28 protein-coding genes and 1 pseudogene are annotated in these 24,770 nt (G+C 74.8%); 14 read left to right on the forward strand and 15 right to left on the reverse strand.

Annotated elements, in window-relative coordinates:
• Positions 1 to 287: 287 nt before the first annotated feature.
• Positions 288 to 806 (reverse strand): GNAT family N-acetyltransferase, encoded by a 519-nt coding sequence (locus tag HH311_RS08090; RefSeq protein WP_169183138.1) that lies wholly within the window; start codon positions 804 to 806, stop codon positions 288 to 290.
• Positions 807 to 878: 72 nt separating this feature from the next.
• On the opposite strand from HH311_RS08090, the gene HH311_RS08095 reads away from it, so the two are divergent.
• Both HH311_RS08095 and HH311_RS08100 read left to right on the forward strand, forming a co-directional pair.
• On the forward strand, positions 879 to 1,727 hold the full coding sequence (locus HH311_RS08095; RefSeq protein WP_169183139.1) for a methyltransferase domain-containing protein: 849 nt from the start codon (positions 879 to 881) through the stop codon (positions 1,725 to 1,727).
• A 66-nt stretch (positions 1,728 to 1,793) separates the two neighbouring features.
• Entirely contained in the window at positions 1,794 to 2,024 is a 231-nt protein-coding gene (locus HH311_RS08100; RefSeq protein ID WP_169183140.1) for a hypothetical protein, read from the forward strand.
• A 3-nt stretch (positions 2,025 to 2,027) separates the two neighbouring features.
• Here the strand turns inward: HH311_RS08100 and HH311_RS08105 are convergent, their stop codons facing one another.
• Entirely contained in the window at positions 2,028 to 2,624 is a 597-nt protein-coding gene (locus tag HH311_RS08105; RefSeq protein ID WP_169183141.1) for a TetR family transcriptional regulator, read from the reverse strand.
• A gap of 86 nt (positions 2,625 to 2,710) precedes the next feature.
• On the opposite strand from HH311_RS08105, the gene HH311_RS08110 reads away from it, so the two are divergent.
• From HH311_RS08110 to HH311_RS08120, 3 genes are all read left to right on the forward strand, one after another.
• Positions 2,711 to 4,183: a cytochrome P450 gene (locus tag HH311_RS08110; protein ID WP_169183142.1), complete on the forward strand. Its 1,473-nt coding sequence runs from the start codon at positions 2,711 to 2,713 to the stop codon at positions 4,181 to 4,183.
• A 149-nt stretch (positions 4,184 to 4,332) separates the two neighbouring features.
• Positions 4,333 to 5,601 (forward strand): S9 family peptidase, encoded by a 1,269-nt coding sequence (locus tag HH311_RS08115; protein WP_169183143.1) that lies wholly within the window; start codon positions 4,333 to 4,335, stop codon positions 5,599 to 5,601.
• 206 nt (positions 5,602 to 5,807) lie between these two features.
• Entirely contained in the window at positions 5,808 to 6,350 is a 543-nt protein-coding gene (locus HH311_RS08120; protein ID WP_169183144.1) for a DedA family protein, read from the forward strand.
• Here the strand turns inward: HH311_RS08120 and HH311_RS33685 are convergent.
• Positions 6,250 to 6,903 carry an NAD-dependent epimerase/dehydratase family protein gene (locus HH311_RS33685; protein WP_396027428.1) on the reverse strand — a complete coding sequence of 218 codons (654 nt, stop codon included), beginning with the start codon at positions 6,901 to 6,903 and terminating at the stop codon, positions 6,250 to 6,252. The genes HH311_RS08120 and HH311_RS33685 overlap by 101 nt on opposite strands.
• 14 nt (positions 6,904 to 6,917) lie before the next feature.
• Positions 6,918 to 7,292 carry a hypothetical protein gene (locus HH311_RS08125; protein WP_169183145.1) on the reverse strand — a complete coding sequence of 125 codons (375 nt, stop codon included), beginning with the start codon at positions 7,290 to 7,292 and terminating at the stop codon, positions 6,918 to 6,920.
• Between the two features lie 268 nt (positions 7,293 to 7,560).
• On the opposite strand from HH311_RS08125, the pseudogene HH311_RS08130 reads away from it, so the two are divergent.
• A pseudogene (locus tag HH311_RS08130) lies at positions 7,561 to 8,226 on the forward strand (NADPH-dependent F420 reductase); the annotation flags it as partial.
• A gap of 51 nt (positions 8,227 to 8,277) precedes the next feature.
• On the opposite strand, the gene HH311_RS08135 reads toward HH311_RS08130, so the two are convergent.
• Positions 8,278 to 9,264 carry a ring-cleaving dioxygenase gene (locus HH311_RS08135; protein ID WP_169183147.1) on the reverse strand — a complete coding sequence of 329 codons (987 nt, stop codon included), beginning with the start codon at positions 9,262 to 9,264 and terminating at the stop codon, positions 8,278 to 8,280.
• 94 nt (positions 9,265 to 9,358) lie between these two features.
• Between HH311_RS08135 and HH311_RS08140 the strand changes: the two genes are divergently transcribed.
• Positions 9,359 to 10,072 (forward strand): flavodoxin family protein, encoded by a 714-nt coding sequence (locus HH311_RS08140; RefSeq protein WP_396027429.1) that lies wholly within the window; start codon positions 9,359 to 9,361, stop codon positions 10,070 to 10,072.
• Between the two features lie 63 nt (positions 10,073 to 10,135).
• The gene (locus HH311_RS08145; RefSeq protein ID WP_169183148.1) at positions 10,136 to 10,537 is read left to right on the forward strand and encodes an SgcJ/EcaC family oxidoreductase; all 402 of its coding nucleotides are present in this window, start codon (positions 10,136 to 10,138) and stop codon (positions 10,535 to 10,537) included.
• Here HH311_RS08145 and HH311_RS08150 read toward each other — a convergent pair.
• The 5 genes from HH311_RS08150 to HH311_RS08170 form a co-directional block, all read right to left on the reverse strand.
• Complete coding sequence (locus tag HH311_RS08150; RefSeq protein ID WP_169183149.1) at positions 10,455 to 10,850, reverse strand: hypothetical protein; 396 nt, start codon at positions 10,848 to 10,850, stop codon at positions 10,455 to 10,457. The genes HH311_RS08145 and HH311_RS08150 overlap by 83 nt on opposite strands.
• A gap of 47 nt (positions 10,851 to 10,897) precedes the next feature.
• The gene (locus HH311_RS08155) at positions 10,898 to 12,373 is read right to left on the reverse strand and encodes a hypothetical protein (protein ID WP_169183150.1); all 1,476 of its coding nucleotides are present in this window, start codon (positions 12,371 to 12,373) and stop codon (positions 10,898 to 10,900) included.
• A gap of 275 nt (positions 12,374 to 12,648) precedes the next feature.
• Positions 12,649 to 13,260, reverse strand: coding sequence for a transglycosylase family protein (locus HH311_RS32565; protein ID WP_282439546.1), 612 nt, complete (start codon positions 13,258 to 13,260; stop codon positions 12,649 to 12,651).
• Between the two features lie 531 nt (positions 13,261 to 13,791).
• Positions 13,792 to 14,037, reverse strand: a complete 246-nt coding sequence (locus tag HH311_RS08165) for a hypothetical protein (RefSeq protein WP_169183152.1) — start codon at positions 14,035 to 14,037, stop codon at positions 13,792 to 13,794.
• 52 nt (positions 14,038 to 14,089) lie between these two features.
• A complete protein-coding gene (locus tag HH311_RS08170) occupies positions 14,090 to 14,374 on the reverse strand; it encodes a hypothetical protein (RefSeq protein WP_169183153.1) in 285 nt (94 codons plus the stop codon).
• A gap of 545 nt (positions 14,375 to 14,919) precedes the next feature.
• Between HH311_RS08170 and HH311_RS08175 the strand changes: the two genes are divergently transcribed.
• From HH311_RS08175 to HH311_RS08185, 3 genes are all read left to right on the forward strand, one after another.
• A complete protein-coding gene (locus tag HH311_RS08175; RefSeq protein WP_169183154.1) occupies positions 14,920 to 15,564 on the forward strand; it encodes a hypothetical protein in 645 nt (214 codons plus the stop codon).
• Positions 15,561 to 16,556: an AraC family transcriptional regulator gene (locus HH311_RS08180; RefSeq protein WP_169183155.1), complete on the forward strand. Its 996-nt coding sequence runs from the start codon at positions 15,561 to 15,563 to the stop codon at positions 16,554 to 16,556. The genes HH311_RS08175 and HH311_RS08180 overlap by 4 nt, the downstream gene beginning before the upstream one ends.
• Positions 16,557 to 17,023: 467 nt before the next feature.
• Positions 17,024 to 17,467 (forward strand): CdaR family transcriptional regulator, encoded by a 444-nt coding sequence (locus HH311_RS08185; protein WP_169183156.1) that lies wholly within the window; start codon positions 17,024 to 17,026, stop codon positions 17,465 to 17,467.
• 90 nt (positions 17,468 to 17,557) lie between these two features.
• Here HH311_RS08185 and ligD read toward each other — a convergent pair whose 3' ends face one another.
• Positions 17,558 to 18,619: a non-homologous end-joining DNA ligase gene (ligD, locus tag HH311_RS08190; RefSeq protein WP_169183157.1), complete on the reverse strand. Its 1,062-nt coding sequence runs from the start codon at positions 18,617 to 18,619 to the stop codon at positions 17,558 to 17,560.
• Between ligD and HH311_RS08195 the strand changes: the two genes are divergently transcribed.
• The gene (locus HH311_RS08195) at positions 18,618 to 18,932 is read left to right on the forward strand and encodes a hypothetical protein (protein WP_169183158.1); all 315 of its coding nucleotides are present in this window, start codon (positions 18,618 to 18,620) and stop codon (positions 18,930 to 18,932) included. The two genes, ligD and HH311_RS08195, sit on opposite strands and share 2 nt — an antisense overlap.
• Before the next feature lie 53 nt (positions 18,933 to 18,985).
• Complete coding sequence (msrB, locus tag HH311_RS08200; RefSeq protein WP_169183159.1) at positions 18,986 to 19,405, forward strand: peptide-methionine (R)-S-oxide reductase MsrB; 420 nt, start codon at positions 18,986 to 18,988, stop codon at positions 19,403 to 19,405.
• A 3-nt stretch (positions 19,406 to 19,408) separates the two neighbouring features.
• Here msrB and HH311_RS08205 read toward each other — a convergent pair whose 3' ends face one another.
• From HH311_RS08205 to hemE, 4 genes are all read right to left on the reverse strand, one after another.
• Positions 19,409 to 20,149: an SDR family oxidoreductase gene (locus HH311_RS08205; protein WP_211189871.1), complete on the reverse strand. Its 741-nt coding sequence runs from the start codon at positions 20,147 to 20,149 to the stop codon at positions 19,409 to 19,411.
• Positions 20,146 to 20,838: a hydrogen peroxide-dependent heme synthase gene (gene hemQ / locus HH311_RS08210; protein ID WP_169183160.1), complete on the reverse strand. Its 693-nt coding sequence runs from the start codon at positions 20,836 to 20,838 to the stop codon at positions 20,146 to 20,148. The genes HH311_RS08205 and hemQ overlap by 4 nt, the downstream gene beginning before the upstream one ends.
• 269 nt (positions 20,839 to 21,107) lie before the next feature.
• Positions 21,108 to 22,556 carry a protoporphyrinogen oxidase gene (hemG, locus tag HH311_RS08215; protein WP_169183161.1) on the reverse strand — a complete coding sequence of 483 codons (1,449 nt, stop codon included), beginning with the start codon at positions 22,554 to 22,556 and terminating at the stop codon, positions 21,108 to 21,110.
• The gene (gene hemE / locus HH311_RS08220; protein ID WP_169183162.1) at positions 22,553 to 23,647 is read right to left on the reverse strand and encodes a uroporphyrinogen decarboxylase; all 1,095 of its coding nucleotides are present in this window, start codon (positions 23,645 to 23,647) and stop codon (positions 22,553 to 22,555) included. The genes hemG and hemE overlap by 4 nt, the downstream gene beginning before the upstream one ends.
• Positions 23,648 to 23,812: 165 nt before the next feature.
• On the opposite strand from hemE, the gene HH311_RS08225 reads away from it, so the two are divergent.
• A complete protein-coding gene (locus HH311_RS08225; RefSeq protein ID WP_169183163.1) occupies positions 23,813 to 24,412 on the forward strand; it encodes a DUF3000 domain-containing protein in 600 nt (199 codons plus the stop codon).
• Positions 24,413 to 24,770: the final 358 nt, after the last annotated feature.

A 24,770-nucleotide genomic window follows, 5' to 3' on the forward strand; every position in this document is an offset into this window, starting at 1 on the left:
GTTCGATCGAGCAGACCCCCCGACCCCGCGGCGCGTCCCCTACACCTCGGGTAGGGACAACCCCCACCCCCGCAGCACGATCAAGGAGTCACTGCACGCCTCAAGGAGATCCGCTCGACGCACGGCGGCTCCCTCGGCCGCGAGACCCGCCGGCCCCCGGCCCGGCCCCGACTCACCCGGCCACCCCGGCGCACCCCAGCCGCCCGCAGCACGATCACGGAGTCACTACACGCCGGGAGAAGATCCGCTCGACGCGCAGCGACTCCCTCGGCCACGCGGAAACCAAGTCAGCCCCCGCGCAGCTCCCGCGAGAACCACCGCATCGACGCACGGGCCGGCGCCAGGTGCTGGCTCGCCCGGAAGCCGCTGCGCTCGGCCACCCGTAACGACGCCGGGTTGTCCCGCTCGATGCGCAGCACGGCGTACGACACCCCCGTCTCCGCCGCGAGGAACCCGCACACCAGCTCGACCGCGCGGGCCGCGAACCCCCGCCCCCGCCACGACGGGAAGACGCCGTAGGACACGTTCGCCGCCCCGGGCTCCAGCTCGGGGACGCGCAGCCCCACCTCGACGGTCCCCGCGAGCGCACCCCCGGCGGCGTCCCGGATCGCCCACGACAGCGTCGGCCCGCGCCGGCGCCAGTCCGCCGCGCAGGCCTCGATGTATCGCTCCGACGTCGCGACCGTCGAGTGGCCACCGACGAGCCGGCGGGCCAGCTCGTCGTCCTCCCCCGCCACCAGCGCCGGGGCGTCCTCGAGGGCCAGCGCCGACAGCACGATCACGCCGTCGGTCAGCTCGGGGGCCACCGCACGAGTCTGCCGTCCCCGCCTGGTTCGCGGTCGGGCCCTCCGGCGCCGCCCGGCTGCCAAGCTCCGGGCATGACCGAGGGCCCGAACGCAGGGCAGTGGCAGGTGTGGGACGGCGCGGCCGGCGCGTTCTGGACCGAGCACGCCGACCGGTTCGACCGCGCGGTCGCCGGCTACGACCCGCACCTGGAGGCGGCCGCGGCCGTCGTCGCCGGGGAGCGCGTGCTCGACGTCGGGTGCGGGACCGGAGCCACGACACGGGCGGCCGCCCGCCGCGCCGGGCCGGACGGTCACGCCCTCGGCCTCGACCTGTCGGCCCGGATGCTCGAGCTCGCCCGGGCCCGCGCGGCCGCCGAGCGCCTGGACACCGTCACGTTCACGCGCGCCGACGCGCAGGTCCACCCGTTCCCGCCCGGTGGGGTCGACGTCGTGCTCAGCCGGCACGGGGTGATGTTCTTCGACGACCCACCGGCAGCCTTCGCCAACCTCGCGCGGGCGCTGCGTCCCGGCGGCCGCCTCGCCGTGCTGGTGTGGCAGGGCCTCGAGGGCAACCACTTCATCCACCGGGTGCTGAACGCGATGACCCCCGACCGCGACACCCCGTACCCACCCGCCGACGGCCGGCCGAGCCCGCTCTCGCTCGCCGACCCCGCCCGCGTGCACGCCCTCCTCGACGCCGCCGGCTTCGTCGACGTCCACCTCGAGGGCGTCGAGGAGCCCATGGTGTTCGGTGACGATCCCGAGGAGGCGTTCGCCTACCAGATCGGGCACCAGGCCTGGCTGCTCGCGGAGCTCGACCCCGCCACCCGCGAGCGCGCCCACGCGCGGCTCCGGGACGACCTCGCCGCCCACCACGAGCCGGGCGCCGGCGTCCGCTACCCCTCGGCCGCCTGGCTCGTCACCGCCCGAACGCCGGAGTGATCCCCTCGTCCCGGGCCCTTCCCGGCAGGGACCGCCGCACTACTGTGGACGGCGAAGGGGGTCGCCGTGCGGGACGAGGAGCTGATCGTCGAGTTCGCCCTGACCCGGCTCGACCACCCCGGGCTCGACCTCGAGGAGGTCGCGGCGCTGCTGGTCCGGCGGGTCGGCCCGGAGCGGATGCTCGAGTTCGCCGCGCAGAACCTGGCCGACCGGGGTGAGCTGCGCGGCGCGCTGTTCGAGGCGGCCGTCGAACGGGTCATGCGGGTCGTGCTGGCCCTGCGCGACGCGCCGGACTGACCCTCACGGAGCGGACCCGCCCAGGAACCGCACGACGGTCGTGGCGACCTGGTCGGCGACGACGTCGGGCGGGTGCAGCGGCAGCACGAGGTGGCTGATCGTCAGGCGCGCGGCGACCTCGGCCGCCGACGCCGCGGCCGCGGGGTCGAGCCCCGGGCGGCGCCGGAGCAGGAACGAGGCGCCCCGGTCGCGGGCCGCGGCCACCAGCGGCTCCGCCCCGCTGGTCAGCAGGGGCAGCTCCTCGGCGCCCTGGCCGGTCAGCAGCGCGCGCAGGATCGGGTCCCGCGCGACGGTGTCCACCGTGGTGCGCACCGCCGAGGTCCACGCCCGGTACACGTCGTCCTCGCCGTCGAGCGCCGCCTCGAGCCCGGTGAGGAACTCGTCGGTGCGCCGCAGGACGAGCGCCGCGGCCAGGCCCTGCTTGCTGGCGAACTCGTTGTAGAGCGTCTGGCGGCTCACCCCGACGCCGTCGGCGACGTCCTGGAGGCGCAGCCCGCGCCAGCCCCGGGCGACGAGCAGGTCCGCGGCGAGGTCGAGCGCCTCGTCGCGGACGAGGCCCCGGGTGCGTTCGGCGAACGACCGGGGCGCAGAGGCGGGCACATCGTGAGCTTAGCTGGACGCATCGACGATCCGCGTCCAGGTCGTGGACGCAGCGACGATTTGTGTCTAACGTCCCCGACACCGAGATGTCCGTGGAGGTGGCCGTGTCCGTGGTCCGCACCGCGACGGGTGAGCGCCTGTCGTCCGTCGTGCTCACGCCGATGGCGCGGGAGGTCGACCGGCGGCTCTTCGCGCGGGTCCGGCCGCCGCGGGTCGAGCCCCTGGTCGCACCGCCCGCCGGGTCCGGCCTCGCCGCGGTCCCGGGCAACGCGGGGCCGCCCGTCCTGGGGCACACGCTGTCCTACATCCGCTACGGGAGCGCCTTCACCCGCGCCCGGCACGCGGCGCTCGGACCGGTGTCGTGGTGCGGCTTCGTCGGCGAGCACGTCGTCATCGCCGCCGGCCCCGACGCCACCCACGCGGTGCTGACGAACCCGGACAAGGCCTACTCGCAGGACGGGTGGCGCTTCCTGGTCGACGACTTCTTCCACCGCGGTCTCATGCTGCTCGACGGCGAGGACCACCGCGTCCACCGCCGCGTCATGCAGGAGGCCTTCACCGCCCCGCGGGTCCGCGGCTACGTCGACCGGACGGTCCCGGTGCTCCGCGAGCAGATCCCGACGTGGCCCCGCGGCCGGGAGCTGCGCCTCTACCCGATGCTCAAGGCGCTCACCCTCGACGTCGCCACCCACGTGTTCATGGACGGCCGCTCCGGGCCGGAGGCCGAGCAGGTCAACCGGGCCTTCATGGCCTGCGTGCAGGCGGCGAGCTCGATCGTGCGCCGCGACCTGCCGGGCACCCGCTACCGCGCCGGGCTGCGGGGCCGGGCGCTGCTCGAGCGGTACTTCACCGCCGCGCTGCCCGCCAAGCGCGCCGGTGACGGCGACGACCTCTTCTCCGCGCTCTGCCGGGCGCGCACGCCGGAGGGCGAGGCGTTCTCCGACGCCGACGTCGTCAACCACATGATCTTCCTGATGATGGCCGCCCACGACACCTCGACCATCACCAGCGCCGCGGCCGCCTACTACCTGGCCGCCAACCCCGAGTGGCAGGAGCGGGCCCGCGCCGAGTCGCTGGCGCTCGGCGACGCACCGCCCGACGCCGAGGCGCTGCAGTCCCTGCGCGCGCTCGAGCTGGTGATGAAGGAGTCGCTGCGCCTCGCGGCACCCGTGCCGGTGGTGATGCGCCGGACGGTGCGGGACACCGCGCTGCTCGGGCACCACCTGCCCGCCGGCCAGCTCGTGATGGTGGCCGGCGCCGTCAACCACTTCGACCCGGCGATCTGGACCGACCCCGACACGTTCGACCCCGACCGCTTCGCCGCACCGCGCGCCGAGGACCGTGCCCACCGCGACGCGTGGATCCCGTTCGGCGGGGGCGTGCACAAGTGCCTGGGCATGCTGTTCGGGTCGCTCGAGGTGACCGCGATCCTCCACGAGCTCCTGCGCCACCACCGGATCACCGTCCGGCCCGGCTACGAGCCCCGCTGGGACAACACCTCGCTACCGGTGCCCGCCGACGGCCTGCCGCTGCGCCTCGAGCCGCTCGAGCGACACTGACCCGGCCGGACGGGGCAGCGTCCCCGCCGGGCGGTCGCCACGTCGGTCGACCGTTCGGCGGAGGCGCCCCGGAAGAAGAGGCCATCGGCGCGACCGACCGCGTCGAATGGCGGATGTCCCCGGGGCCGGGTGCGGCCACCGTGGCTTCCATGACCACCGCATTGACCGTCGACCAGCTCGACCACCGGGGCACGACCTCCCACGAGGTCTACACCGCGGGCTTCTACGAGGGCAGCTGGGACTTCGTCGTCCGCACCCTGCTCGGCAAGGCCACCCGGGGCGGCGCCGACATCGGCGAGGTGCTCGCCGCGATCGCCCCGATCCGTCCGAAGGACGACGAGGGCTGGTTCGCCGCGTGGGTGGCGCTGGGCCGGCGGATCGCCGCCGTCGCGGACGACTGCGCCCGCCGCGGCCACCGGTCCAGCGCGTCCCGCGCCTACCTGCGCGCCGCGAACTACTACGCGGTCGCCGTGAACGCGGTGAACGGGCTGGACGGCGACGACCAGCTGCTGCCGACCTTCCGGGCCCATCGCGCCGCCTGGGAGGGCTTCCTCGCGACGACCCGCTGGCCGGTGGAGGCCTTCGACATCCCCTACGAGGGCTCGACGCTGCCCGGCTGGATCTTCCGGCCCGACACCGGCGGCGCGGTGCGCCCGACGCTGGTGATGAACCTCGGCAGCGACGAGGCCGTCACCGGGATCTGGAGCGAGGGCGCCGAGGGAGCGCTCGAGCGCGGCTACGACGTCGTCGTCTTCGAGGGCCCCGGGCAGCAGTCGCTGCTCTTCGAGCGCGGCGTCCCGTTCCGGCCCGACTGGGAGGCGGTGCTCACCCCGGTCGTGGACGCCGTGCTGGCCTTCCCCGACGTCGACGCCGGCAGGCTCGCGGTCTACGGGGTGAGCCAGGCCGGCTACTGGGTGCCCCGCGCGCTCGCCTTCGAGCACCGGTTCGCCGCCGCGATCGCCGACGGCGGCGTCGTCGACGTCTCCCGCTCCTGGACCGCTCACCTCCCCCACCACCTGATCGACCTGTACGACAAGGGCGAGAAGGAGGCGTTCGACAAGGAGCTCGCGCTGGGGATGCACCTGCCGGGCTCGAAGGCTGTCCGCACGGAGTGGCGGTTCCGGTCGCGGCCGTACGGGGTGTCCGGCTACTCGGCCGTGCTCGACGAGGTGCGCCGCTACGACCTCACCGACGTCGCCGGCCGGATCACCACCCCGCTGTACGTGATCGACGCCGACGGCGACCAGTTCTTCGGCGGCCAGCCCGCCGAGCTCGCCGGCCTCGTACCCACCGCGACCCGGCAGCGCTTCACCCAGGCCGAGGGCGCGAGCTCCCACTGCCAGCCGCTGGCCCGCGAGCTCACCGAGCAGCGCATGCTCGACTGGCTCGACGAACAGCTCGGCCACGTCGAGGCCTGACCACCACGCCGCGGGTCGCCCGGGCGGCCTCGGTAGCCTCACCCGCGCCCGCCGTCGGCGCGGGCCGCGGCCCCGCGCCGCGCCGGCTCCGACGGAGAGGGTGACCCCCGGTCGACGCGCTGCTCGCGGGCCTGTCCGGCTGGCCGTTCTACGTCCTCATCGGCCTGCTGGCCTTCGGGGAGTCCGCCGCGTTCATCGGGCTGATCGTGCCCGGGGAGACCGCGATGGCCCTGGGCGGCGCCCTGGCCGGGACGGGACGGGTCGACCTCGGGGTGATGCTCGCGGTCGCCGTCGGGGGCTCGATCGTCGGCGACGCCGCCGGCTACGCCATGGGCCGCGCCGGGGGATCCCGGCTGCGGGCCAGCCGTGCCGGGCGCTGGCTCGGCGAGGGCCGCTGGCAGCGCAGCGAGCAGCTGGTGGTCGACCGGGGGCCGCTCGCGGTGTTCTGCGGCCGCTGGGTCGGCATCCTGCGGGCCGTGGTGCCGCTGGTCGCCGGGATGAGCCGCATGCCGGTCGGCCGCTTCCTGGTGTGGAACGTCGCCGGGGCCGGCACCTGGGCGACCGCCGTGGTGCTCGTCGGCTACTTCGCCGGCAACTCCTTCCAGCGCGCCGAGTCCTGGATCGGCAGCTGCGCGGGCGCGCTCGTCGTCATCGCGCTCGTCGTCCTCGCAGCGGTGGCCTGCCACCGGCTGTACGAGCGCCGCCGCGCCGGGCAGACCAAGCGCGCGGTGCTCGTCGGCCGGCGCTGAGTGCCGGGCGCGACCGCTCAGACCGGCGCCGCGAGCTGCCAGGGCACCCCGCACCGGTCCTCGACCCACCCGGAAGGTCAGGAAGGGCATCGCCCGTGCCGTCGTGGGCGTTCTCTGCCTCACCTCGTGCGCGCGGCGATCCGCGCGATGGTGCGGTCGTGGTCCGCTGCCACGGCAGCCGCGCGGTCTCCGTCGGGTCGGCACCGGCGCCAGAGAGGTAGCAGAAGGTGTAGTCCCCGACCCGGGCCGCCGTCGCCGCGGCGAAGGCGAGGGTGAAGTCGTGGGTGATCCGCGTGTAGAGGGCGGGGTCGGCGACGTCGGAGTCCTTCCCGCCGAGGGTCCAGATGCAGCCGGCGTGGCCGGCGAGGCGCGCGAGGAGCTCGTCGGGGTAGGCGGTGAGGTCGTCGAGGACGATCGACTCGGTCTCTGGGGAGCCCGTCGCGGCGTGCCGTCGCCCCAGGGCGCTCACGTGCGTGACGGCGGGGTCGGCCTCGAGTCGCGCGAGCACCGCGGACCCGACGAAGCCGGTGGCGCCGGTCAGGACGATCTCCATCCGGAGACGGTAGATCAGCCGAGCCCGACCGCGGCCAGCACGACGAGCCAGGCAGCGCCGCCGAGCAGCCACAGCGCCCACGCGGCGATGGGCCAGAGGTGCGCGCGACCCGCTCCCCCGACGACGACACCGACCAGTGCGGCGACGAGGGCGAGCCCGGTGGCCAGGGCCGGTTCGAGCATCAGGGTCCACGCGGCGAGCGGCGAGGTGCAGATCGGTGGCGAGTCGGCGAACCCGCAGCCGTCGCCGGCGAACGCCACGAGGAAGAACGCGATGACGCTGCCGACCGATCCGAACGCGGCGATGACGCCGAGCGCGACGGCGGCGTGCACCCGCACCGCGGACGACGGCCGGGGACGTCCGGGGGCGGGCAGGACGGGGACGGTCATGATGGGCTCCTCGGCAGCGTCCGACGTGACCCGCCCACGATCGCGGCGACCGGCGGCCGGGACCGCCCCGTGGCGCACGCCCGCTGTGTCACCGCGGCGACACAGGCGTCAGCGGGGCTCGGAGAGCTGCGGGAGCTCGGAGTCGACCACCTGCGCAGCGCGTCCAGCGCTGCTCGCCCACCCGAGTCGCTCGGGACCGACGACGCCGAGGAGGTCGCCGACGAGGTGACGCGAGGGGAATGCGGCCCGACGGGGCCCGGTTGCTGCTGCCATGAGGATCGGCATCATCGGTGCGGGCATGATCGGCGGGACCCTGACGCGGCGGCTCACCGCCCTCGGGCACGAGGTGCGCGTGGCCAACTCGCGGGACCCGGAGACGTTGGCGGATCTCGCGGCGGAGACCGGCGCGACGGCGGTGTGGGCCAAGGACGCGGCCCAGGACGCGGACGTCGTCATCGTGAGCATCCCGCAGAAGAACACCCCGGACCTGGCGCCGGGCATCGTCTCCTCGGCCCGGCCGGGCGCGCCCGTCGTCGAGACGAACAACTACTACCCGCAGCAGCGCGACGGCCGGATCGAGGCGCTGGAGGACGGGACCCCGGAGAGCGTCTGGGTGTCGGAGTACCTCGGCACCCGGGTCTACAAGGTCTTCAACGGCATCTGGTGGAAGCACCTGCTGGAGAAGGGCGCGCCGAGCGGGACGGACGGGCGGATCGCGCTCCCCGTCGCGGGTGCGGACGGCCCGGCCAAGGAGACCGTGTTCGCGCTGGTCGACGAGCTCGGGTTCGACCCGGTCGACACCGGTGACCTCGAGGAGTCGTGGCGCCAGCAGCCCGGCACCCCGGTCTACGGCAAGGACTACGACGCCGAGCACGCCCGCACGGCGCTGGCCGAGGCCTCCCCCGAGCGACCGGCGGAGTTCCGGGCGGCCTGACGCGTGCGGGACGCCGCGGGGCCGCCCCGCGGCGTCCCGGCGGCCCCGGGCTCACGTGGTGCCGTCGACGGGCTCGCCGCCGAGCCGCAGCGGCGGCAGCGACCGCTCGATCTGCTCGCGGGTCGGCTCCAGCCAGGGCGGCAGCTTCAGGTGGCGGCCGAGCTCGAGCAGCGGCTCGTCGACGTCGAACCCCGGCTGGTCGGTGGCGATCTCGAAGAGCACCCCGCCGGGCTCGCGGAAGTAGATCGAGGTGAAGTACTGCCGGTCGAGGATCGGGGTGACCTCCAGCCCGGCCTCGACCAGCTGGTCCCGCCACCGCTCCTGGGTCGCCCCGTCGGGGGCGCGGAAGGCGACGTGGTGGACCGTGCCGCCGGCCTGCAGACCCTCGGGCGCGTCGGTGGCCGCCGCGACGTCGAGGACCGCCCCGGACTCGCGCGCCATGGCGAAGCGGGAGCGGTCCGCGCCGCCCTCGGCGTCCATCCCGAGCAGACCGGTGAGCATCGACGCGGTCGGATCGAGGTCCCGCTCGGTCAGCGTGACCGAGTGCAGGCCCCGCACCGCGTGCTCGGTGGGCACGTCGGCGACGCCGTCCCAGCCCGAGCGGGTGTCGCCGGGCGAGGCGACGAGGTCGATCACCAGCCCGTCGGGGTCGCGGAAGGTCAGCACCTCCTCGTCGTCGCCGCCTGCGGCGCGGTCCCGGGGCGGGTCGACGACCTCGACGTCGAGCCCGGAGAGGCGGCTCTGCCACCAGCCGAGCGACTCCGGCGGGATGCTGAAGGCGGTCGCGGTGGTCAGGCCGGTGCCCTGCCGTCCGCGAGGCACGTCGCGCCACGGGAAGAAGGTCAGGATCGTCGACGGTCGCCCGGCCTCGTCGCCGTAGTAGAGGTGGTAGGTCGTCGGGTCGTCGAAGTTGACCGTGGTCTTGACCAGGCGGAGCCCGAGCACGGTCGTGTAGAAGTCCACGTTGCGCTGCGGGTCGGTCGCGATGGCGGTGACGTGGTGCAGGCCGTGGGGGGCCGTGCGGGTCTCGTCGGTCATGGTCGGTGGCTACCCGCTCCGCCGTCGGGGGACGTTCAGCCCTGGTCCGGCCCGCTCGACGGCCCTGTGATGAGGGCCGATCAGAGGAGGCCCCGTGACGATCCCGACCACCTACGACGACCTCACCGCGCTGTTCGTCAACACCACCCTGAAACGCTCGCCGGAGCTCAGCCACACCCAGGGCCTGGTGGACCGGGCCGCAGGCCTCATGGAGAAGCAGGGCGTGCAGGTCGACCACCTGCGGGCCGTCGACCACGACATCGCGACCGGGGTCTGGCCGGACATGACCAAGCGCGGCGCGGCGACCGACGAGTGGCCGGCGCTCTACCCGCGGGTGCTCGCCGCGGACATCCTCGTCATCGCGGGCCCGATCTGGCTCGGTGACAACAGCTCGGTGACCAAGCGCGTCATCGAGCGGCTGTACTCCTGCTCGCACCTGCTCAACGACGAGGGGCAGTACGCCTACTACGGGCGCGTCGGCGGCTGCCTCGTCACCGGCAACGAGGACGGCGTCAAGCACTGCGCCATGAACATCCTCTACAGCCTCCAGCACCTCGGGTACACCATCCCGCCCCAGGCGGACGCCGGCTGGATCGGCGAGGCGGGCCCCGGGCCGTCCTACCTCGACCCCGGATCGGGCGGCCCGCAGAACGACTTCACGAACCGGAACACGACCTTCATGGCGTGGAACCTGCTGCACCTCGCCCGGCTCCTCAAGGACGCGGGTGGCGTCCCGGCGCACGGCAACCAGCGCTCGGAGTGGGACGCGGGCTGCCGGTTCGACTACCCCAACCCCGAGTACCGCTGAGCCGGGGTCGTCTCGGGGTCGACCACGGAGTCGTCCCGCACCCGCGCGCCCGAGCATGGTCCGATGACGACGGACGCCCCGATCGGGGACCTCCTCATCGCCCTCGCCGCGGCGTGGGACGCCGGTGACGCCGACGCCTACGGCGCGCTGTTCACCGAGGACGCCACCTACGTGACCTTCTTCGGCCACGTCTCCCACGGCCGGACGGAGATCGTCGACGGCCACCGGTGGCTGTTCGAGCGCACGCCCGGCTCGGTGATGACGCCGTTCGCCGAGACCGACTGCGGGATCCGGTTCCTCGCACCCGACGTCGCCCTCGTCGTCGCCCGGGGCCCGGGGACGACGGCGCCCGACCAGGACGCGGCCGACCGCGCCTCGACGGTCAGCCTCGTCGTGGTCCGGACCGACGCGGGCTGGCGGTTCGCGCACTTCCAGAACACCCGGGTCCGGTCCCCCGGTGGTTGACGCCGGAGCTCAGGTCCGGGCGCATCGCGGCCGGCAACGGCAGCCGCAGTCCCGGCGGGACGTGCCCGTGCCCGGCCCGCATGCGCGCGACGAACAGGACCGCCGTCACCGCGCCCAGGGCCGCGAGCACGAGCGCGGCGGCGAGCACGACGAGCCCGATCGTCGTCGCCGCGCCCGGGGGCACGGGCAGCACGACGACGACGGGGCCGGCCACCGCGGCGAGGGCCAGCACCGCGGAGAGCAGGGCGTCGGTCCAGATGACCACGCGCAGGCTCGTGTCGTAGCGGACGGGGGGCACGCGGGCGCCGGTCATGGGGCCAGCACACCGCGGCGAGGTCATCGCGTCGATGACCTCGCAGGTCATGCCCGGGACCGGGCGACGGCGGCGCCCACCGCGACGAGCAGGCACAGTCCGCCGACGAGGAGAAGGTAGGCCGCGAGCCACACGTGCTTGAACACCTCGAACCAGCCGTCGCCCAGCACCGCGACGACGACGAGGCCCACGGCGGCGACCGCGGTGAGGCCCGCGGCCACGCACCAGCGCGCCGCCGCGGGCGCCCGCCGTCGCCAGACCGGGCAGCTCGCCGTGGCGAGGACGGCGACCAGCACGAGCACGGTCGGGAGCCACGGCGGACGCGGCGTGGCCGCGAGGGTCCGGCGCAGATCGGGGCCCCGGGCACCGGACCACCCGGGGTCGCCGCCGGCCGGGGAGAGCCGCGCGGGGTCGCCCGGGCCGGACGCGAGATAGGGCAGGTCGGCGCGGGTCGTGGCCTGCAGGCCGACGCCGACCGCGCGGAGCAGCGCGCCGGGGTGGTCGACGAGTGCCGTGAGGGCGGCCGCGCGGGTGGCGTCGGGTCGGTCGACGACGGCCTCGGACCACCAGCGCGCGGTGGGGTGCGGCGGCCCGTTGAAGTAGCCGTTGCCGGCGTACGCCGCCGCCTCCGGCGGCAGGCCGAGCTCGCCGGTGGCGCCGGGCCCGAGCTCCGGCAGCGCCAGCGTGAACACGACGTCGTGGACGTTCGCGCCCTCGTAGGCCAGGTCCTGGAACCCGACGGCGGCCCCGAGCGGCACGACCGCGCCGAGCAGGGTCACGACGGCGACCGCCGGCCCGACCAGCCGCCGGGGGCGGCGTCGTCCAACGGTCACCACCGCGCACACGGCGACCGCGACGACGAGGACCGGGACGAAGGCCGGCTTCGCGGTGGCGGTGACGGCACCGCCGAGGCCGGTGAGCACCAGCGCGACGGTGCGGGCGGCGCGGTGCTCGGCACCGGTGACCAGCAGCGCGCCGACCCCGCACCCGACCGCGAGGGTCCCGACCAGTCCGGCCGGCTCGCCGTAGGTCGAGAGGAAGAACCGGCTGAAGGCCGGCAGGGCGAGCGGGGCGACGGGCACGACCAGGACCGCCGCCCGACGCAGGTCCGACGCCGAGGCCGCCCAGGCCGCGACGGCCACCACCAGACCGACGAGCGCGGCGTACCACCAGGCCACCGTGACCAGCGACAGCGTCCGGCCGCCCAGCACGGCGGCCCGGAGCACCAGCCCCGCCGACGACGGGGCCGACGCGGCGCACGTCGGGGCGGGGGCGAGGACGAAGTCGGTGACGACCCCGCCCTTCCAGGCCGCGATCCGATCGACGGTGCGCGGGACCAGCCCGAGCCCGCAGAAGAGCCGGAACCCGTCGCCGTTGTCCTCCACGCCGAGGATCCGGCCCGCCGGGAGCCCGAGCACCGCGACGACCAGGGTGGTCGCTCCGGCGCCTGCCGCGAGCGCGACCGCGGTCCGACCCCGACCCGTCGGGGCACCATGCCGCGGGCCCCGCGCGCCGGTCGTCACCGCCGTACCCTGCCCGTTCCGTCCCGCGACGATGCCCGCGGGGGTGCCGCGGGGCACCGGGCTTCGCGGGATGTGACGTGATCGGGAGCGTCGCGGCGGCCCGGCCGGGCACCCCGGGGGTGCGGATGACCTCTCGAGACTCCGCGAACCGGTGCCGTGGCTTCGCGACCGACGCCGTTCCACCCGGGACCCCCGGGGCGCGGTCGAGGCCCGGCACGCGCCTGCCGGCCGACCGCGACGGTCCTCCCGTCACGAGGGAGGACCGTCGCGGGCGATCAGCCGAGGACGAGCTGCTGCCCCGGGGTGATCACGTCCGGGTCGGCCACGCCGTTGCGCTGCGCGATCGACGCGACGTCACCACCGTGGGCCGCGGCGATGGACGACAGCGTGTCGCCCGACACCACGGTGTAGGTCCCGCCGGCGGCCGCCGGCCGCGCGCTCCCGCTGCCCTGGTGCGCGCTCGAGCCGGACGACCCGGACCCCGAGGACGACGACGAGGACGACGCCGACTCCGCCGTCGCGGAGGACGACGAGGAGCCGGAGTCGTCCGCGGCGTTCGAGGTCTGCCCGGCCTTCTTCGAACAGACGGGCCAGGCGCCCATGCCCTGCCCGGCCTTGACCTTCTCGGCCACCTGGATCTGCTGCTCGCGGCTCGCGTTCTCGGGGCTGCCCTTGCCTCCGAAGGCGTGCCACGTCGAGTCGGTGAACTGCAGCCCACCGCCGAACCCGTTGCCGGTGTTCGTGTGCCAGTTGCCGCTGCTCTCGCACTGGGCGATCGCGTCCCAGTCGGTCGCCGACGCGGTGCCGGCGGCCAGCGCCAGCGGGGTCGCCGCGAGCGCGCCGACCAGCGTGAACTGCGCCGCTCGCCGGGTGAGGGCGCGCGTCAACGACACATCAGTACTTCGAGCCATGACCTCTCACTCGCACCGCGCCCCGTCAGGTGCGGACCAGGGGCCTTCTCGCCCCCAGCGGGTCCTCGACCGGTTCCACGCGGTCTCTCCGCCGGGCACACCCGTGGGTGTGCCGGGTTCCGTCCTGCTCGCGCCCGTCCGGTCCGCACCTCTCGTGTGGAGTCTCCGGGGCCGCTGGACGGGCGTCGGGCGCGGCGACCCGGAGTGTCCGAGACCTGGTTGTGTCAGGCCGACGTCGAACGGTACGGAGGCCACGCGAGGTTTCAAGTGCGTCTCGAGGTCGTGACGACCTGGACGGCCGGTGCGACGACGACGTCACCAACCGTGTTCGTGCACCTCAAACAGGGGGCCAAACACCCCGGATTAGGTGAGACGCGTTGTCACGGTCTGCGGTTGCGTGTGATACGCCTCACACAGATCAAACCTCAGGAGGCGGCTCACGTCACACGCTTCCACACCAGGTGAGAGGGCCCGCAGCGTCGACGGTGCCGCTGGATCCGGCCCCGCTCAGCGGCAGTGCCGACCGACCGTGGGACGGGTGCGGCGGTGGCCCGGCGTGGCACGGGGACGGGGCCGGTGGCGATGCCGCGGTCCCGGTCGCGCCGGCGACGGCACCGGAGGGCCCGTCGCGATGTCGCCGGCGAGCGCGACCTGCTGGGCGCGTCGTCGGGCGTGGACGAGCCGCAGGTCGATCACGGCGGTGTCGGCGTCGGCCGGCTCGGGGGCGCCGTGGTGGTGGCTGTGGCGTCCCATGGTCACCTCCTGGGGTGCGGGGCGCTGCCGTGTCCGCTGCGGACGCGGCCGGTCAGGGGTGGACCGTGATCGACCCGTCGGACACGGGCAGCGCGGCCGCCCCGGCGGCGACCGCCTGCGGGGTGTCGAAGCCGCGGCCGCGGTGCGCGCAGACGGTGAACCGGAACGAGTTCAGCACGGTGGCACCCTGACCGTCGGCCCGCTGGTCACAGCCACCGTCGCCCCAGGTCGTCACCCCTCGGGGGCCGACGGCGGAGGGCTCGGCGGACGCGCCGGTCGCGGTCACCGCCAGCAGGACCAGCACCAGCCCGGCCGGCGTCGTCGCTGCCGCACGCACCCGCGGTGTCATGTCGACCCAACGACGAACCCGGGCGTTGGTCACGAACCGACTGTCCGCGGAGCGAATGCACCGGCTCACCGGCAGGTGTCGTGGTCGATGTTCCGGCCGAAGCACACCACCGGCGGCGACACCGCCGCCCCGCGAGTTGGGCGAGAGCGCACCAGGCGGGGTGCCCGTCGAGGGCGAGTGTCCTGTGAGCCGTGCGGGCGGCACACGCTCACCGGACCCGAGTCGAGCACGCCCCCCCCCCGGCGGGTGAGCACGGCGTCGGCCACGTGTTCACCCTCAGCGCGCGAACTCGTCTGCGCAGCTCTGACCCGCGGAGTCGATGTCATGCCGCTGACCTGCCTGCATGGTGTCGCGTCAATGGCGGGGCAGTCGAGAGCGATGGAGTGGCGCGATGACGGACGCGCAGGGCGCGACGATGACGTCGAGAGCGGCGCGCCAGCCGGGTCGCCGAGCCGCCGACGCGCATCGCTGCCGGTCAGCAACGTCAGCAGCCTGGACACCGACCGCGACATGACCGATGCGGAGGCCCCACGATGGACACCAGTGATGACCGGGCAGACCCTCGTCACACCGGGAACGGCTTCGATCCCGAGGTCGACCAACCGAGGTCGTCGATCATCGATTCGCGGACCGGCACCCGAGTGATCACGGCTGGTCCCGTTCTCCACGCCACGGCGGTGGCGCAGCTGCGCCGGGTGGCCAAGGCTCTCCTGGCCCACTCCGACGACCCGCTCCTGATCGACCTCACCGCCGTTCGCTACGCCGAGTCCGCCGCCTCGGTCGTGCTCCGCGACCTGGCCTACGAGGCAGGCGACGCGAACATCGACCTTCGCGTCGTCCTCGACCCCGCAGCACATGAGGTGACCCGGGCAGTCCTCGACGACGAGACGCTGTTCGAGATCTATCCCGATCTCGACGCCGCTCTGCCGCACCCCGCCACCCCCGCCGACCCCGACGCCGGCCGCCCTCTCACTCGGACACCGCGCGGAACGCCGCCCGGCGGCGGTACACCTGGAACCGTCGCTCCACTCTTGTGCACGTTCGCCGTCACAGCCTGGCTGATGGCCGTGACGTCGAGAGCGCCCCGCAGTGCGAGGGCGGGCGCGCTGCCATCACAGCGCTCCGCCGATCCCGGACGACGTCCGCGGTCGACGCCATGGGGCGAGCAGGTGTCATGATCGAACGCGACCAACTCATGGTCGGTTCCCCACTGGTCCACACGAGCGACCTGGACGAGCTGGTGGCGAAGGTCAACCAACTCATGTCGAACCACACCGTGGCTCCGTCGCGCCGGGGGGCTTTCACCGCTCACGTCGACGGGTTCCAGGGCCCGGGGCTGTCGATGCTCCGTCTGGATTACGGGGTGCCGTTGCGGGTGCGCGCTGACCCGCTCGAAGACTACCTCGCCCTGTGTCTGCCGTTGACGGGGTCGATGGCCGTGGCCCACAAGGGGGTGTCGTTCCAGGCTGCGGCGGAAGCCCATGGATTCCTGGGCACGCCGGACGGGGAACTGGTCATGGACTGGGACGAGCAGCTGACGCTGCTGGTGCTACGGGTCGAGGTCAGCGATCTGCGACGTCTGGCCGCCCGGATGATCACTGGATCGCCGGGTGAGGTCGACGGGCTGACGTTCGACCCGGTCATGGACTCCGCCACGGTGACCCCGGCGGCACTGACCCAGGCCCGGCTGCTGGGGACACTGGTCGGCACCGCCAAGGACAGGGAGGTCAACCCGCTGGCCGTCGCCCAGCTGCGGGAGCAGGTGCTGGGCACCCTGCTGCTCGGCCAGCCGAACTCGTGGTCGCGGGTGCTGCGCTCGGGCGCCCAGTGGCATTCGGCGCGCTCCGCGATCCGCGACGCCGCCGAGTACATCGGCCTGCACGCCCACGAGCCGCTGAGCGTCGAGGGGATCGCCCAGGCGGTGGCGCTCTCCGTCCGGGCGTTGCAGGCCGGGTTTCGTCGCGAGTTCGGCCTGAGCCCGAAGCAGTACCTCCTGCAGACCCGCCTCGATCGCGCCCACGACGAGCTGGCTGCCGCCGGCCCTGGCGTGCGGGTCATCGACGTCGCTCATCGGTGGGGATTCACCAACGCTGGGCGGTTCGCCGCCGCCTACCGGCGTCGCTTCTCCGCCACCCCCTCGGCCGCCTTGTCCCGGCCGACTCCGCCCTGAGCCCACCTCGACCCACCGGGAACAGCGGGTGGCGGCGTCGGGCGGCTGGTGCGGGTTCCGGCCCGCCGCTGCGCGGTTTCCGTCTCGGGATCGCTCGCGCCGGCCCCCTACTGTCATGTCCGCAGGGCCAGTGCTCGCTGACGCCGCCGCCCACCGCACCCGGAATCGTCGTCACGGCCGGGACGAGTGGGGCAGCACCGACGCGAGGACAGCGCTGCTCGGTCGAGGGGTGACGGCCGAGGGCTGCCCCATGCTCCGTCCCTTCTGGCATCCGGCCGGTCCCGGCCTGCACCAGGACCGGTGGAGACGAAGGGGTGACGGAGGATGGCAGACGGACTCCGAGAGCGCTCGGTCGCGATCCTGACCACCGACGGCGTCGAGCGGGTGGAGCTCGAAGCCCCGCGGTGCGCCCTACGGCGCGGGCGCCCGCATCGAGCTCCTGTCTCTCCCGGAGAAAGGACACGACCATGGACTTCGTCGAGCGGCCCGAAGACCTGCCCCGCTCGTTCCGCGAGGCGATGCAGGCCCTCACGGTCCGCATGCGCCGGTCCGACCCTCAGGGCCTGATCACGTTCGAGGCCCTCGATCTCCACCGGCTCCTCGCCACGCCCGAGTGGCGCCGCGAGGCCCGCGCGTTCGTCGAGGACTGGATCGGCAGCCTGCTCGCCCACGACGCCGAACGGCAGTCCGATCTCGTGCACACCCTGGGGGTCTACCTCGACCAGGGCGGCGACTACGACGCCACCGCTGCCGCACTGCACATCCCCCGCTCGACGCTGCGCTACCGCCTCCGGCGCATCCGGGAGCTGTCGGGGCACGACCTCGGCCGTACCGACACCCGGCTCAACCTGCACGTCGCGGTGCGCGCCGCCGTCGTCGCGGAGACGGCCGTCCTGCCCGCCTCGGAGTGAGCGACGCGGGCGGGACGGCGGGGCTCCGGGCCACGACCGGCTGCTGGACGTCGATCGCCCGAGTCACGCTGTGCCACACGCACCGGAGCCTCAGCTGACGGTCTTTCCACTGGTGTCAGCCCTGCTACGGCTCGGCTGGACCCGCTTCGGCTCGCCGGGCATCTTGGGGTACTCCGGCGGGTAGGGCATGTCGCCCAGACCGTGGTCGCGCTCGTCGCGCTCGACCCACTCCAGGGCGGTCTCCAGGCCGGCCGGGTCGTCGTGCAGGCCCGCGTGGGCGTCGCCGCGCTCGGCGTAGAGGCCCGCGACGGTGAGCACGTCGAAGTCGTCGGGCTCGGCGTCGGGCAGGTCCTCCCAGCGCAGCGGGAAGGACACCGTCGCGCGCGGGGTGCCGCGCACCGACCACGCCGAGGCGATCGTCCGGTCGCGCGCGGCCTGGTTGAAGTCGAGGAAGACGCGCTCGCCGCGCTGCTCCTTCCACCAGTCGACGGTGGCCCGCTCGGGCATCCGGCGGTGCACCTCGCGGCCGATCGCGATCACGCAGCGGCGGACCGCGACGAAGTCCCACTCGGGCCGGATCGGGACCATCACGTGGATGCCCCGCCCGCCGGAGGTCTTCGGCCACCCGACGAGGTCGGCGTCGGCGAGCACCTCCCGCAGCGTCGCGGCCACGCGGGCCGCGTCGGCGAAGTCGGTGCCGGGCTGCGGGTCGAGGTCGATGCGCAGCTCGTCGGGCGCGTCGACGTCGGGCCGGCGGACCGGCCAGGGGTGGAAGTCGAAGGTGCCGAGGTTCGCGGCCCAGGCGAGCACGGCGGGTTCCGTCGGGCAGAGCACGTCCGCCGGGCGGCCGGAGGGGAACCGCACCTGCACGGTCTCGGCGTACTCGGGAGCGCCCTTGGGCAGGCGCTTCTGGTAGAACCACTCGCCGGTCACGCCGTCGACGAAGCGCTTGAGGTGGGTCGGCCGGTCGCGGAGCACTCCGAGGAGCGGGTCGGCCACCGCGAGGTAGTGCTCGACCACCTGCCGCTTGGTGATCCCCCGCTCCGGAAAGTAGATCTTGTCGGGATTGGAGACGCGCACCGTGCGCGCGCCCACCTCGAGCTCCACCGCCGGCGACCGGGCCACAGGATCGGAGGCTACCGTGAGCGACATGACCTGGGGCGCCGCAGCGGGAGCCGGCCGGCCCGACCCGGCGCGCCGCTTCCACGACGACCTCGTCGGGCTCGACCCGGACGATCCGGAGGCCCGCGCGTTCGCCGAGCACCTCGACCGCATGGAGCGGGTGCGGCCGATGTACACCGTCGAGGGCGAGCTCTCCGGGGTGCGGGACTTCGCCGAGTCGGCCAACCGCGCCGGCGGGGCGACGCGGTGGACGGCGTGGCTGCTCGTCGTGCTCGTCCTGATCGGCACCGGCTACGTGATCTTCGGGGTGCTGGAGCTCGTCGTCGGCTCCTGGCTGTCCTGACGCGTCCTCTCCGGGCGGAACCGGTTGCGCGCGATCCGTATTAGCCTGGACGCATGAGCAGTGCGATCGGCAAGCCGAAGGTCGAGAAGTCCGACGCCGAGTGGCGCGAGCAGCTCTCGCCGGAGGAGTACCACGTCCTGCGGGAAGCGGGCACCGAGCGCCCGTTCACCGGGGAGTACGACGAGACGTTCACCGAGGGCGTCTACCACTGCCGCGCGTGCGGCGCGGAGCTGTTCCGTTCGGAGACCAAGTTCGCCTCCCACTGCGGGTGGCCGTCGTTCTACGCGCCCTCGGCCGACGACAACGTCATCCTGCGCGAGGACTCCTCGATGGGGATGCGCCGCGTCGAGGTGCTGTGCGGGACGTGCCACTCGCACCTGGGCCACGTCTTCCACGGCGAGGGCTACGGCACGCCCACCGACGACCGGTACTGCATGAACAGCGTCTCGCTCACGTTGGAGCCCAAGGCCTGAGGCCTACTGCCCGCCGGAGACCCGCAGCGTCTGGCCGGTGATCCAGGCGCTGTCGGGCGAGGCGAGGAAGAGCACCGTCGGGGTGATGTCCTCGGGCTCGCCGTAGCGGCCCATCGGCCAGGAGATGGCCGTCAGGTCGTTGGCGTAGTGCGGGCCGTTCTCGGCCGACATGTCGCTGGTGGTGCCGCCGGGGGCGATCGCGTTCACCGTGATCCCCCGGCGGACCAGGTCCAGCGCGAGGCAGCGCACCATCGCCTCCACCGCGGCCTTCGAGCCGGCGTAGAGCGCGTGCCCGGGCACGCCCATCGTCGCCGAGATCGACGAGGTCAGCACGATCCGCCCGCCCTCGCCCATGTGGGCCTGGGCCGCCTGCGCCGCGAGGAACTGCCCGCGGGTGTTGACGCCGAAGACCGCGTCGAACTCGGCAGCGGTGACGGTCCCGAGCTCGCCGAAGTGCTCGATCCCCGCGTTGCTGACGAGGACGTCGATCCCGCCGAGCAGTCCGGCCGCGCGGTCCATCAGGGTCACGACGGCGTCCGGGTCGGCCAGGTCGGCCTGCACGGCGTGGGCCTCGCCGCCCTTGGCGGCGATCTCGGCGACGACGGCGTCGGCGGCCTCGGCGCTGCTGCCGTACCCGACGACGAGGCGCGCGCCGGCCTCCGCCAGCGCGAGCGCCTCCGCCCGGCCGATGCCGCGGCTGCCGCCGGTGACGACGGCGCGGGTGCCCGGGACCAGGCCCGTCACGCCGAGAACGCGAGCAGCGCGCCCGGCTCGACCCGCGGGCCCGTGAAGAAGGGGATCTCCTCGCGGACGTGCCGGCGGGCCTCGGTGGCCCGCAGGTCGCGCATGAGGTCGACGATGCGGTCGAGCTGGTCGGACTCGAAGGCCAGGATCCACTCGTAGTCGCCGAGGGCGAACGCGGGCACGGTGTTGGCGCGGACGTCGGCGTAGCCGCGGGCGGCCTTGCCGTGGTCGGCGAGCATCTGGCGCCGCTCCTCGTCGGGCAGCAGGTACCAGTCCAGCGACCGGACGAACGGGTAGAGGCAGAGGTAGCCCTTGGGCTCCTCGCCGGCGATGAACGCCGGCACGTGGCTCTTGTTGAACTCCGCCGGGCGGTGCAGCGCCGTGGTGGACCAGACCGGCTCCGAGGCCCGGCCGAGCGCGGTGCGCCGCAGCGCGGTGTACGTCGCCTGCAGCGACTCGACGTCGGGGGCGTGGGTCCAGACGAGCCAGTCGGCGTCGGCGCGCATGCCCGCGAGGTCGTACACCCCGCGCACGACGACGCCCTTGGCCTCCTGCTCGTCGACCGCGGCGGCGAACTCCTCGGCGGCCGCGCGGCGGTCGTCGGGCAGGCGCGCCTGGTCGGTGCGGAAGACCGACCACATGGCGTAGCGGATCGTCGAGTTCAGCTCGTCGTAGTTCAGCCTGGCCACGTCGACCATGGTGCCACGGGAGCCCGACGGCGGGCCGTGGCCACCACGGCGTCGTGACCGCCGCACCCACCACCCACCCACCCACCGGCGCGAGGGGACCCCTCGGTCGCTCTAGCGGTCCGGATCCTCCCCTCGCGGCGGACGTCCCTGCTCGCGAGGGGAGGATTCGGTCGCTCTAGTGGTACGAGGGCTCCCCTCGCGCTCGAGGACGGGCGGGGACGGGGGACGGGGGCGGGCCGAGGTTCCGACGATGGGCGCCCCTCACCGATCTATCCGACCGAAGGTGCCCCTCGCTCAGCACCGGACCGGGTCGCCGCGAGGTGGGCCAGCACCCGCTCCGCGGCCGTGTCCGCCGTCGCGAGGCAGGCCGGGACGCCGACGCCGTGCAGCGCCGCCCCGGCGACCGCGAGCCCCGGGACGGCGGCGACCGCGTCCTCGAGCGCCGCGATCCGCTCGCCGTGCCCGACGCCGTACTGCGGCAGCCCCCCGCCCCAGCGCGCCACCACCGTCTCGAGCGGCTCGACCGTCAGCCCCAGGAGCGCGGCGAGGTCGTCGCGCACCGCCGTCACGAGCTCGTCGTCGTCGCGGTCCAGCGCGGCCGTGTCGCCGAAGCGCCCGACCGAGGCCCGCAGCACCAGGGCCTCGTCGCCCACCAGGTGCGGCCACTTGACCGACGACACGGTCACCGCCTTGATCGTCCAGGGCGTGCCGTCGGGGCGCCGCTCCCCCGAGCCGAGGAGCACGCCGGAGCGCCCCCCGAGATCGGTGCCCAGCGGGACGGCGAGCGCGACGACGGCGCTGGAGGCCAGCTCGATCCCGGCGGCCGCCTGCGCCGCCGCCGGGGCGACCCCGCCGAGCAGGCGCCGCAGGGCCGGGGCCGGGACGGCGAGCACCACCGCGTCGGCCTCGTGGGCCTCCTCCCCCGCCGGTCCCGCGGCCGTCACCCGCCAGCCGCCGGCGGTCCGGGCGAGGCCGGTCACCGTGCGGGCCAGCCGGACGTCGGCCCGGGCGGCGACGGCGAGGGCGGGCGGCAGGTCGGCGAGCCCGGTCCGCAGGGTCCCGAAGACGGGGGCCGGGGCGGTGCCCTCCGGCGGGGCGGCGGGGAGCGCGTCGGCGGCGGCGGCGCGCAGCGAGACCGCGCCGCGGTCGAGCGCGGCGGCCAGCGCGGGCACCGTCGCCCGGACGCCGAGGGAGTCCGCCCGCCCGCTGTAGACCCCGCCGAGGAGCGGGTCGACGAGCCGGTCGGCCACCTCGTCGCCGAGCCGGGCCCGCACCAGGCCGCCTACCGAGTCGTCGCCGGTCCAGCGCAGCGGGCCGCGCGTGTCCTCGGCGGCGAGGGCGTCGCGCCCGGCCGGGGAGAGCAGGCCGGCGACGGCGGCCGCGTCGGCGGGGACGCCCATCACCGTGCGGCGCGGCATGGCGTGGGTGGCCCCGCCGGCGCGGACGGCCGAGGACGCGGCCGAGGGGTGCACGATCTCGTCGGCGAGCCCCAGCTCGGTCAGCCGCGCGGCGGCCTCCGGGCGGCGGGCGAGGAAGGCCTCGGCCCCGACGTCCACGCGCACCCCCGCCAGGTCGACCGCGGCGAGCTTGCCGCCGAGCACGCGGGCCGACTCGAGCACGGTGATCGCCGCGTCGTCGCCGAGGCGGGTGCGGAGCCGGTGCGCGGCGGCGAGCCCGCTGACCCCGCCGCCCACGACGACGACACGGGCGGCCGTCACGAGACGGGGAGGGCGTGCACCAGGTCGACGACGCGGGCGAGCGCGTCGGGATCGGTCTCGGGCAGCACGCCGTGCCCGAGGTTCACCACGTGGCCGGGGGCCGCCCGGCCCTCGTCGACGATCCGCCGGACCTCCCGCTCGACGACCTCGGGACCCGCGAACAGCACGGCCGGGTCGAGGTTGCCCTGCACGGCGCGGGCGGGCCCGATCCGGCGCGTCGCCTCGTCGAGCGGGACGCGCCAGTCGACCCCGACGACGTCGGCGCCCGCCTCGCCCATGGCGCCGAGCAGCTCCCCGGTGCCGACGCCGAAGTGCACGCGGGGCACGCCGGCGTCGGCCAGGCCCGCGAGGACCTTCGCCGAGTGCGGCAGCACCAGTGCGCGGTAGTCCCGCTCGGAGAGCGCGCCGGCCCAGGAGTCGAACAGCTGCACCGCGTCGACCCCGGCGTCGACCTGGGCCCGCAGGAACGTCAGCGTCAGGTCGGCGAGGTGGTCGAGCAGCGCGTGCCAGGTCGCCGGCTCGGCGTGCATGAGCGCCTTCGTGCGCTCGTGGTTGCGGCTCGGCCCGCCCTCGACCAGGTAGGAGGCGAGGGTGAACGGCGCCCCGGCGAACCCGATCAGCGGTGTGTCACCCAGCTCGCCGACGAGCAGCCGGACGGCGTCGGCCACCGGCGCGACGGCGTCGGGGTCCAGGCGCGGCAGCGCAGTCACGTCGGCGGCGGTGCGCACCGGCGCGTCGACGACGGGGCCGGTGCCGGCCACGATGTCCACCCCGACGCCGGCCACCTTGAGCGGCACGACGATGTCGGAGAAGAGGATCGCGGCGTCCACCCCGTAGCGGCGCACCGGCTGCAGCGTGATCTCGCAGGCCAGCTCGGGCGTCAGGCAGGACTCGAGCATCCCGGTGCCCTGCCGCACCGTGCGGTACTCGGGCAGCGAGCGTCCGGCCTGGCGCATGAACCAGACGGGCAGGTGGGTGGGGCGCTCCCCGCGGGCGGCGGCGAGGAAGGCGGAACCCGGGAGGGCCCGTCGCGGGGACGGAGCCACCGGGCTGCCCGACCCGGCGACCGTGCTCGAGGTCGGCGCACTCATGGTGGCCCTAGTGTGCCAGGTCCGGCCCGCGGTCCCGTGCGTGCGTTCCCGTCCCGGCGCACCACCGGGACGCGCCACGCCGACGGGGCACGCCGACGGGGGTGGAGCCCCCGCACGGCGCGTCGGTACTCCCGCCGGTGGCGCGGGCCACCTACTCTCCGCGACGTGACCGCTGCCGCGACCGCTCCCGAGACGTTCGTTCGGGCCGTGGAGTCGCTGGCCGCTCTGCGTCCCCGTCCCGAGATCGAGCTGCGCGACATGCGCCCGCCCCAGCGCCTCGCGCCGTGGTCCGCCGCGTGGAGCGCCGAGGTGGTCTCCCCGGCCGTGGACCCGGCCGACGGCGAGCCCGACGTGCTCGTCACCGGCCGCCTGGTGCTCCTGCACGACCCCGACGGCCAGGAGGCCTGGGACGGCACGCTGCGCCTGGTGACCTTCGTGCGCGCCGAGCTCGACCCCGAGCACGCGAACGACCCGCTGCTCCCCGAGGTCGCCTGGTCCTGGCTCACGGGCGCCCTCGAGGAGAGCGGGGCCGACGCGACCGCGGTCGGTGGCACGGTCACGCAGACCTCCTCGGTCCGCTTCGGCGACATCTCGGGGCCTTCGCACGTCACCGACCTCGAGCTCCGGGCGTCGTGGACGCCGGTGGTCGGCGACACGCCGGTCGACCTCACCGAGCACGGCACGGCGTTCACGACGGTGCTGGCGACCGCGGCCGGCCTCCCGCCGGTGGGCGTCGCGAGCCTCACGGCGCGCCGCCCCGGCTGACCCCGGTCCGGGGTGATCAACGGGAGACACCGACCGCCGCGACGTCTCTGCGCGATGCGGTTCACGGCAGTTCTACACCCCCATTTCCCGGTACCACTGGTGCCGATGTCACCATTTGCGCAGGCCACGGCGCCGACATGTGTGCATCTGCCGGATGCATCCGCCCTTCGCCAACGCGGGTGAACGACTGGCCGCGAGCGGGCCACGGAGCCGCCGCCGAACGTCGCTGAGGCGCTACGGCTGATGTTGAGCCGAGATTGCGTCGATGGTTGCAACCGCCCTGCGGCATCTGGAGTCTTTGAGCACTCACCGTCACGGCAACTACACTCAGTGTCACGAGGAGACGACGGAGCGTCGA

The organism is Actinomycetospora sp. TBRC 11914 (assembly GCF_012933465.1).
Lineage (GTDB): Bacteria > Actinomycetota > Actinomycetes > Mycobacteriales > Pseudonocardiaceae > Actinomycetospora.

Coding starts and splice junctions, on each gene's coding strand:
- HH311_RS08125 (WP_169183145.1), bottom strand. CDS start 7,292: ATGACCGTCCCCGTCCTGCCCGCCCCCGGACGTCCCCGGCCGTCGTCC.
- HH311_RS08110 (WP_169183142.1), top strand. CDS start 2,711: ATGTCCGTGGAGGTGGCCGTGTCCGTGGTCCGCACCGCGACGGGTGAG.
- HH311_RS08185 (WP_169183156.1), top strand. CDS start 17,024: ATGGACTTCGTCGAGCGGCCCGAAGACCTGCCCCGCTCGTTCCGCGAG.
- hemE (WP_169183162.1), bottom strand. CDS start 23,647: ATGAGTGCGCCGACCTCGAGCACGGTCGCCGGGTCGGGCAGCCCGGTG.
- HH311_RS08145 (WP_169183148.1), top strand. CDS start 10,136: ATGACGACGGACGCCCCGATCGGGGACCTCCTCATCGCCCTCGCCGCG.
- ligD (WP_169183157.1), bottom strand. CDS start 18,619: ATGTCGCTCACGGTAGCCTCCGATCCTGTGGCCCGGTCGCCGGCGGTG.
- msrB (WP_169183159.1), top strand. CDS start 18,986: ATGAGCAGTGCGATCGGCAAGCCGAAGGTCGAGAAGTCCGACGCCGAG.
- HH311_RS08165 (WP_169183152.1), bottom strand. CDS start 14,037: ATGGGACGCCACAGCCACCACCACGGCGCCCCCGAGCCGGCCGACGCC.
- HH311_RS08095 (WP_169183139.1), top strand. CDS start 879: ATGACCGAGGGCCCGAACGCAGGGCAGTGGCAGGTGTGGGACGGCGCG.
- HH311_RS08180 (WP_169183155.1), top strand. CDS start 15,561: ATGATCGAACGCGACCAACTCATGGTCGGTTCCCCACTGGTCCACACG.
- HH311_RS33685 (WP_396027428.1), bottom strand. CDS start 6,903: ATGGAGATCGTCCTGACCGGCGCCACCGGCTTCGTCGGGTCCGCGGTG.
- HH311_RS08150 (WP_169183149.1), bottom strand. CDS start 10,850: ATGACCGGCGCCCGCGTGCCCCCCGTCCGCTACGACACGAGCCTGCGC.
- HH311_RS08135 (WP_169183147.1), bottom strand. CDS start 9,264: ATGACCGACGAGACCCGCACGGCCCCCCACGGCCTGCACCACGTCACC.
- HH311_RS08175 (WP_169183154.1), top strand. CDS start 14,920: ATGGACACCAGTGATGACCGGGCAGACCCTCGTCACACCGGGAACGGC.
- HH311_RS08115 (WP_169183143.1), top strand. CDS start 4,333: ATGACCACCGCATTGACCGTCGACCAGCTCGACCACCGGGGCACGACC.
- HH311_RS08195 (WP_169183158.1), top strand. CDS start 18,618: ATGACCTGGGGCGCCGCAGCGGGAGCCGGCCGGCCCGACCCGGCGCGC.